This window comes from Flavobacterium sp. HBTb2-11-1 (genome assembly GCF_009826975.1).
Taxonomy (GTDB): domain Bacteria; phylum Bacteroidota; class Bacteroidia; order Flavobacteriales; family Flavobacteriaceae; genus Flavobacterium.
Map to the genome: position 1 here is coordinate 588,804 of NZ_WUMO01000002.1, position 9,121 is coordinate 597,924.

The 9,121-nt window shown below is 35.7% G+C and carries 7 protein-coding genes; 6 read left to right on the top strand and 1 reads right to left on the bottom strand.

Annotation, left to right across the window (positions count from 1 at the left end):
• Nucleotides 1-180 precede the first annotated feature (180 nt).
• The gene (locus GR162_RS07510) at nt 181-681 is read right to left on the bottom strand and encodes a hypothetical protein (RefSeq protein ID WP_160781599.1); all 501 of its coding nucleotides are present in this window, start codon (nt 679-681) and stop codon (nt 181-183) included.
• A gap of 435 nt (nt 682-1,116) precedes the next feature.
• Between GR162_RS07510 and GR162_RS07515 the strand changes: the two genes are divergently transcribed.
• The 6 genes from GR162_RS07515 to GR162_RS07540 all read left to right on the top strand — a co-directional run bounded on the left by GR162_RS07515 (nt 1,117) and on the right by GR162_RS07540 (nt 8,942).
• Complete coding sequence (locus GR162_RS07515) at nt 1,117-1,467, top strand: hypothetical protein (RefSeq protein ID WP_236940380.1); 351 nt, start codon at nt 1,117-1,119, stop codon at nt 1,465-1,467.
• Nucleotides 1,468-1,682: 215 nt separating this feature from the next.
• Entirely contained in the window at nt 1,683-2,777 is a 1,095-nt protein-coding gene (locus tag GR162_RS07520; protein WP_237421318.1) for an efflux RND transporter periplasmic adaptor subunit, read from the top strand.
• Nucleotides 2,778-2,827: 50 nt separating this feature from the next.
• Nucleotides 2,828-5,950, top strand: coding sequence for an efflux RND transporter permease subunit (locus tag GR162_RS07525; RefSeq protein ID WP_160781600.1), 3,123 nt, complete (start codon nt 2,828-2,830; stop codon nt 5,948-5,950).
• 195 nt (nt 5,951-6,145) lie between these two features.
• Nucleotides 6,146-7,630 (top strand): TolC family protein, encoded by a 1,485-nt coding sequence (locus GR162_RS07530; RefSeq protein WP_160781601.1) that lies wholly within the window; start codon nt 6,146-6,148, stop codon nt 7,628-7,630.
• 158 nt (nt 7,631-7,788) lie between these two features.
• On the top strand, nt 7,789-8,349 hold the full coding sequence (locus GR162_RS07535) for a Crp/Fnr family transcriptional regulator (RefSeq protein WP_160781602.1): 561 nt from the start codon (nt 7,789-7,791) through the stop codon (nt 8,347-8,349).
• Between the two features lie 266 nt (nt 8,350-8,615).
• Nucleotides 8,616-8,942 (top strand): multidrug efflux SMR transporter, encoded by a 327-nt coding sequence (locus GR162_RS07540; protein WP_160781603.1) that lies wholly within the window; start codon nt 8,616-8,618, stop codon nt 8,940-8,942.
• Nucleotides 8,943-9,121: the final 179 nt, after the last annotated feature.

The following is a 9,121-nucleotide window of genomic DNA, read 5'->3' on the forward strand; positions in this document are numbered from 1 at the left end:
AGATGAGCAATTACTGCTCATCTTTAAATTATTTATCTCTAAAATTTGTTCGATTTCAAAAGGTTAGAATTTCAAAATCTTATATCACTAACTTTGAAACACTACCAAAATATAAAAACACTTAATCTGTAACAATACCTCTTTTGGCTAAGTAAGAAATATTAAGCCTATATGCTATTTCTACATTTCATATCCTTTTTTAATATACCAATCTCCTTTATATAACTTATAATCTTTTAGGTCTTTTGCATTTGTTTTTTTTGATTTTCTTACTAAAAATGGCACATCATAATAATTTGGATTAATATAAACATTATCTTCATTATCAACACCTAAAACCATAAAATTTAGTTTTAAAAAAAAATCTATATAAAATTTAATTTCAGTATTAGTAAAATAACCAGCACAATCTCTAATTGGTAAATTGTCATCTATCCTTGTTATTTTTTTTGTTTTTGAATTTACCCAAACAATGTATGGATTACAATGAAGGTTATACTTACTAACTAGTAAAACAACATCATCCTTATTTACGCTACGAGTTTCGATATAAGTGTTTTTTAAACATGAAAAATCCGAAGAATCATATTTCGAAATAATTTTATCGATACTTTTTTGATTACTGTTGCATGATTGTAAAGCACAAAACAATAACATTGCTATTAAAAATATTCTGCTCATTTTTTTTAGGGTTTTGGAATTGGAGACAAACCTGATAGCGCGGATTTGCAATCCGTGATCCCAAAAGCTTTCTGGACCTACTTTGCGTTACCTCTAGCGCTTCTTAAAAGCACTGAACCTCAAAAATCTCCGACTTTAAAACGAATACAAGTATAGAGATATATTGTTTTTAAATCCAAAAATTTACTACGGAAATATCAACTTTTATTCAATTTCTCATAAGTCTAAAACATTTAAATCATAACTTATAACCAAACAAAAAATCAATCCCCTAAAAACCAACTCCAATTATTATCAAATTTTTAAATCTCATGGTTTTTAAAATAATTTTAAGAAACCTTATTTTTCAAATTACTATATTTGGCGCACGTTAAACAAAATAAATCCTCTTTTTAAGGAACAAGATTATAATTACCGCTGCACTGAATGAAACCCATGAAGTTCATATATATCGTCCTACTATCGCTGCTTTGCTTTTTCAGAGGCACCGAGACGTATCAGCCGATTCATCATTTCAGCAATTGTATTACCTTAGATAGTGTTGCGGCAGACGACACGCAGATTTTTTCTTCGGACTTTTCTTCTTCTAAGAATTTAGAAGTTCATTATAAGCTCAAAAAGAAAATGAAATGCAGAGCGACTACTTTAGAACAAAGTACGATCAAAGCTCCGTATCTCAGCAATTTGGTTAATTTCAAGCTTTATAAAGAAAGCTTAATCTATGGTATAGCTTCAATATACCATATCGAAAGGCACCCTCATCTTCATTTGTACCAACTTTTCTAGGCTGCAAAATTTCGTCGTTTTTATATTCTAGTATTCTGGAACAATACCTCATTTACATCTGTGATTGAGCTGTTATTGCTATAAAAACATTTCTCTAAAACGGTACTTTTTCAAATAAAAGCATCCGTACACCTTATTATTTTCAAAATCCAAATTCAGACTCCCGATATTTAGTATCAAAGGAGCACATCTATTTATTCAAAAATTTAAACCTAATGATGAGCATTTATAAAAATCAATTTCTTTTATGCACCTTGGCTTTATTCGTTTTAGTCTCGTGCGGAGATAAAGCAAAAAAAGATTCAAACAACATAAAAACGGTTCCTGTTTATAAGGTAACTCTAAAAGACACCATAGTTTCGAGCAAATTTGTTGCCGATGTACATGCTAAAAACAATGTGGAAATCCACGTTCGTATTCCAGGTCTGTTAGACAAAGTTTACGTTAGCGAAGGACAAAAAGTAAAAAAAGGACAAATCCTTTTCAAAATAAGCGATGTTGAACTTCAGATTCAGCTTCTAAAAGCCGAAGCCATTTACAAAAGCGCAAAAGCCGATTTAAGAATTGCAACGGTAGAATTGGAACAGGCTCAAACCCTTTTCAATAAAAAAGTAATTGCAGACAAAGAATTAGAATTATCTAAAGCAAAATATGAAGCGGCTTCCGCAAAAGTGGCTCACGCTCTTGCAGAAAAGAAAGCAATCAACCAGCAGATAAGTTTTACCACAATTCGAGCGCCATTTGACGGAACAATCGACCGTATTCCGTTCAAAGAAGGAAGTTTAGTAGAAAACGGTTCGCTATTGACCACAGTTTCTCAATTGGACGATGTGTACGCTTATTTCTCAATTCCTGAGAATACCTATTTCCAAATGATGGAAGACAAAACCTTAAACACCCAAGGTGATATCAAATTAGTATTGCCAAACGGACAGGTTTACGATCAAAAAGGAGAATTAAGAACCGCTGACGGAGAAATCGACAGACAGACAGGTTCTATTCAATACAAAGCAAAATTTCGCAATCCGCAAGGATTTATCAAACATGGAACTTCTGGAAAACTCATTATTTCAGAACCCAAAACCAATGCAATTTTAATTCCGCAGAAAGCTGTTTTTTCTATTCAGGACAAACAATACGTTTTCCGCGTGAACAAAGATGGAGTAGTTAAAATGACGAATGTTACAATCGAAACGACTCTAGATGATGTGTATATCTTGAACGAAGGTCTAAAAAGCGACGACCTAATCGTGCAAGAAGGCACACAATCATTGAAAGACGGCGATAAAATCAACATGAAACAAATGTAGGTTATCGACCTGTAAAACAGTTATTTAATTATTTATCTAAAACATTTAAAATGATAGAGTTATTTATCAGGAGGAAAATATTGTCATTAATCATCTCGGTTATGATAGTCCTTCTGGGATTGCTGGCGTTGTTTCAGCTCCCTATTACCCAATTCCCAGATATTGTACCACCGTCTGTAACCGTTACAGCAAAATATACAGGAGCAAACGCAGAGGTTTCGGCCAATGCTGTCGCTCTTCCGCTCGAAAGAGCCATAAATGGAGTTCCCGGAATGACCTATATGTCGACCGTAACTTCTAATGATGGTTTGACCTTAATTCAAGTTTTCTTTGAAGTAGGAACCGATCCCGATCTGGCTGCCGTAAACGTACAGAACAGAGTTACGACTATTCTGGACGAACTTCCAGAAGAGGTTATTCGTGCCGGAGTTACAACCGAAAAAGAGGTAAACAGTATGTTGATGTACTTGAACATCACAAGTACCGACAAAACTCAGGATGAGCAGTTTATCTTCAACTTTACCGATATTAATATTCTTCAGGAATTGAAACGTATTGATGGTGTCGGACGTGCCGAAATCATGGGTCAGAAAGAATATTCAATGCGTGTCTGGCTGGATCCAGAAAAGATGCTTTCGTACAATATTTCGGCAAATGAAGTTATCAATTCACTTCAAAAACAAAACATTTCTGCTGCGCCTGGTAAAGTGGGTGAAGGTTCAGGACAAATGAACAATCAATTACAATATGTAATTAAGTACGGCGGAAAATTCTTCGAGCCAAAACAATATGAAGAAATTCCGTTAAGAGCCAATCCAGACGGAACAATTTTAAGATTAAAAGACATTTCGAAAATCGAATTTGGCGCCATGAGTTACGGAATGGTTTCTAAAACCGACGGAAAACCTTCTGCATCGATCATGCTAAAACAGCGTCCGGGTTCAAACGCTTCTGAAGTTATTGCCAGCATAAAAGAAAAAATGGCAGAATTGAAAGTCTCTTCTTTTCCTCCGGGAATGGAATTTAATATTGCGTATGACGTTTCGCGTTTCCTTGACGCTTCGATTCACGAAGTATTGAGAACTTTGGTTGAAGCCTTTATTTTAGTGGCATTTGTGGTTTTCCTTTTCCTTCAAGATTGGAGATCGACTTTAATTCCCGTTTTAGCCGTTCCTGTAGCACTTATTGGTTCGTTTACCTTTATGTCGATGATGGGGTTCTCGATTAACTTATTGACACTTTTCGCTTTAGTACTTTCCATCGGAATTGTGGTCGATAACGCGATTGTCGTCGTCGAAGCCGTTCACGTAAAAATCTCCGAAGAACATATGTCGCCAATGGATGCGACCATTAGCGCGATGAAAGAAATTACAGGTGCCGTTATTGCAATTACCATTGTAATGGCCGCGGTATTTATTCCTGTTGCTTTCTTGAGCGGTCCTGTTGGGGTTTTCTACAGGCAATTCTCATTGACCATGGCCATTAGTATAGTGATTTCGGGTATTAACGCGCTTACCCTTACTCCTGCCCTTTGTGCGATCATGCTGAAACCGCACGATCCTAACAAAGAGAAAAAATCGCTTTTAGATCGTTTCTTCCATAGATTCAATCATTGGTTTGATAATATTACTTCAAAATACATCAAAGTATTAGTGAAATTCGCTGATCGCAACACTGTAACCGTTGGTTTATTAGTGCTTTTCTGTGTATTAACTTGGGGAACAACTAGATTTTTAGCATCAGGATTTATCCCGACTGAAGATCAGGGAATGGTTTATGTCAGTGTTACAACGCCACAAGGAGCAACTGTAGAACGTACTGAAAAAGCGTTGGACGAAGTAACCAAAATTGCACAAGGAATTAAAGGTGTCGACAACGTAACGACTCTTGCGGGTTATAGTATTGTAACCGAAATCGCAGGAGCTTCTTATGGAATGGGAATGATTAACTTGAAAGACTGGAGCGAACGTGATATTTCGGTAACCGAATTCATGGCGGAACTTACTGAAAAAACAAAAAACATTGCCGATGCCCAAATCGAAATCTTTGCACCGCCAACGGTTCCCGGTTTTGGTAATACCAGTGGTTTTGAGCTTCGTTTGCTGGATAAATCTGGTGGAAGCATTACAAACACCGATAAAGTAACCAAAGAATTCATAAAAGAATTAAATGCTTCGCCAGAAATTCAGAACTCTTTTTCGAGTTTTGATGCCACTTTCCCGCAATATTTAATTCATATTGATTATGATTTGGCTGCTAAAAAAGGAATTTCAGTAGATAATGCCATGAGCACTTTACAAACTATGTTAGGTTCTTTTTATGCGACCAATTTTATCCGTTTCTCTCAAATGTATAAAGTTATGGTTCAGGCAAGTCCGCAGTTTCGTCAAAATCCAGAAAGCATTTTGGATATGTATTTGAAGAATGATGCAGGCGAAATGGTTCCGTTTTCTACTTTCATCAAATTAGAAAGGGTTTACGGTCCAGAGGTTTTAACGCGTTACAACATGTACATGTCGGCTATGATTAACGGTGAACCTGCTGAAGGTTATAGTTCTGGAGATGCCATTGCTGCTGTTGAAAGAATTGCTGCAGAAAAACTGCCAAGCCGCTTTGAAGTGGAATGGTCAGGTATGACGCGTGAAGAGATTTTGTCTGGTAACCAAACCATATACATTTTTGCCCTTTGTATACTATTTGTATACTTACTGCTTGCTGCTCAATACGAAAGTTTATTGCTTCCGTTCCCAGTATTATTAAGTCTTCCTGTTGGAGTTTTCGGTTCTTACATTGCACTTGTAATGGTCGGACTGGACAATAATATTTATGCCCAAGTAGCGCTCGTCATGCTGATTGGTCTGCTCGCCAAAAACGCCATTCTGATAGTCGAATTCGCCATGGCGCAAAACAAACTCGGACGTGATATTGTCGAAGCCGCTATTGAAGGAGCTAGACTTCGTTTTCGTCCTATTTTGATGACCTCTTTTGCCTTTATTTCAGGATTGATTCCGTTGTGTATCGCTTCTGGCGCGGGTGCAATTGGTAACCGTTCAATCGGAACAGCTGCAGCGGGCGGAATGTTAATCGGAACTGTATTTGGCCTTTTAATTATTCCTGGGCTTTACATACTGTTTGCAAAATTGGAAAAACGAATGAGTAAGTCGAACAATTAGTTAGTTGAGTAAAATAGAACAAATAAATCTAATTTGATCTGCTACAATCTTTTTAAATCCGCGTGAAATATTTTTTTGCGCATAGATTTTTTCACGCAGATTAATACAGATTAAAGCAGATTTACACAGATTAAATCTAAGCTAGTGAATACGATTGAAAAATGCTTGGGCAGATTGAACAAATAAAATTAAACAATGAAAGAGATATTAAATCAATATAAAAATACTGATGTAATAAGGACAACCAAAAGTGCCGTTGTAATAACCGGAATTTTACTTTTGACAGCTTGTTCCGCACCAAAAGTCAGTACGAAACTAGACGCTGCGAAGCTTCCAGAAAATTTTGATGCACAAAGAACAGAAGCTTCAAACGAGACATTTATTCCGTTAAAAACAGAAACCTTTTTTAAAGACCCAAAGTTAGAAGCTTTACTAAAAAAAGCCATTGCCAAAAATCCTGATTATTTGATTATGCAGGAAAGAATCTTGATTGCCAATTCGCATTTAAAAGTGGCAAAACTGGCACTTCTTCCCTCTTTAGATCTTGTGGCAGATGTTTCTGGAACACATTACGGAAAATATACTATGGAAGGTGTTGGAAACTTTGACACTAACTTTTCTCAGAATATTACCGAAAAACAAAAAATCAATGAAAAGCTTTCGCCTAACTATTTTTTAGGAGCGAAAGTGTCTTGGGAAGCCGACATTTGGGGAAAACTGAGCAATCGTAAAAAAGCGGCACAACAGCGATTTTTTGCTTCCCAGCAAGGAATGCGTCTTTTGCAAACGCGTCTGTTGGGCGATATTGCAGATCTGTATTTCAAATTGATTGCTTTAGACAAACAAGCCGCTATTTATGACAACAACTTAAAAACTCAGGAAAAAGCACTTGATATTGTTTCGGCACAAAGATCAGTTGGAAAAGCTACAGAATTGGCTGTACAGCAGTTTAATGCGCAAAACAATAACATTCATGCCGAAGCTTCCGAATTAAAATTAAGCATCGATCAAACTGAGAAAGCTTTATTGACACTTTTAGGCGAATATGGCGGAAAAATTGACCGAAGCAGCGATTTCCTAGCGGGACATTTAGAAGTTTTAAACCAAAAAATAAGCGTAGATTCTATCATCCATAAAAGACCCGACGTATCTGAAGCGTATTTCGAATTATTGGCTAGTAACGCTGACGCTAAATCGGCTCGTGCTGCTTTTTTTCCAACGGTAAATCTAGGCGGATATGCAGGTTTGAATTCCTTTTCATTCAACACTTTTTTTGATGCAGGTTCTTTCGCGTGGCAGTTGCTGGGCGGATTAACAGCTCCTGTATTCAATAAAGGTCAGATCAAACAGGAATTTTATGTTTCCAACAGAAGACAGGAAATCTCATTCCTTCAATATCAGAATGCAGTCACAACAGCTTTCAACGAGTTAAGCGCTTTACTGCACCGAAACGAAGCTTATGAAGATGTTTTAAAATATAAATTGAACGAAATTGATCATCTCGAAATTGCCGTAAATGTCTCAAATGATTTGTATTTGAGCGGTTATGCCAATTATCTGGAAATCATCAATGCACAAAAAAATAAATTGCAGGCCGAATTGGATTTTGTAGATATCCAACTTCGTAATGCAAACTCACAAGTATTGCTTTACAAAGCTTTAGGCGGAGGAATAAATTAGTTTATATGTTGGTCAAAAATTGCTTCTGTTTATAATAGCTCATCGCAGAGGCTGTTTTTAAGTCCCATTTCTATTTTGAAATGGGATTTTTTTATTAAAGTAACTCAATTTTGCCATTTTACTTTTTACCTTTATTCTAAAATACTAAAATTCCGTTGATGGATATTTCCAACATTCTTGATCGCATACACGAACTTCCTGAGCAGTCTAAATTGGCTTTACAAAACAATGTCACAGAAATAGCTCTTTCTAAAGGACATATTTTGCTAAAAGCCGACAAAATAGAATCTAATATTTATTTTATAAAGAAAGGATTGGTCAGAGCTTATGTTGAAAGAGATAATGAGGTTACTTTTTGGTTTGGAAAAGAAGGCGAAACGGTAATTTCGATGAAAAGTTATGTCGAAGACCAGCCTGGATATGAGACTATAGAACTTTTGGAAGACTGCGAATTGTACGAACTCAAAACAGAAAACTTAAGAAAACTCTTCAGCGAAGACGTCCATATTGCCAATTGGGGACGAAAATTTGCTGAAAAAGAATTGATCAAAACAGAAGAAAGACTAATCTCGAAACAGTTCAAAAATGCTTCTGAACGCTATTTGGAATTAATGAAAGATCATCCTGAACTGCTGCAAAGGGTTCAACTAGGACATATTGCGTCTTATTTAGGAATTACCCAAGTCAGCTTAAGCAGAATTCGTGCTGAATTAAAATAATGCGTTAAGTTTTTTCATTCACCAGCTTATATTAAATCTGAGCAAATCTGCTTTAATCTGTATAAATCTGCGTGAAAAAATCTATACGTAAAAAATATTTCACGCAGATTATAAAAGATTTCAGCAGATCAAATTAGATTTTATTTATTAAATAAAACTATTTTATTCTATTTCTCTGATGGGCTAAAATAAATTGATTTTTTATCATTTGTTAATTTTTTTCTGAATTCCATAAAAGAACTTTGCACCACAAAATTTTTAACTCTATGAACTGGATTATTTTAATCATCGCAGGACTATTTGAAGTAGCCTTCGCCTCATGTCTCGGAAAAGCAAAAACAACCGCAGGAACCGAAATGTACTATTGGTATATTGGTTTCTTTATCTCATTAACTGTAAGTATGCTTTTATTAATGAAAGCTACAGAAACGCTTCCGCTGGGAACCGCTTATGCTGTGTGGACAGGAATTGGAGCTGTTGGAACTGTGCTAGTCGGAATCTTTATTTTTAAAGAACCTGCCGCTTTCTGGAGATTGTTTTTCCTAGCTACTTTAGTTGGTTCTATTGTTGGTTTAAAAGCAGTTTCTCACTAAAAATATATTTTTTTGTTTCAGGTTTCAAGTTTCACGTTTCACGTTACTTAACTTGAAAACCTGAAACTTTTAAAATTGTTACACTCAACTTTGTCAAAGTTTTCGAACTTTGACAAAGTTTTTTTTGTTTTTAAAACATATTGTTTACTCCATTTTTTCAATTACTAATAACCACAACC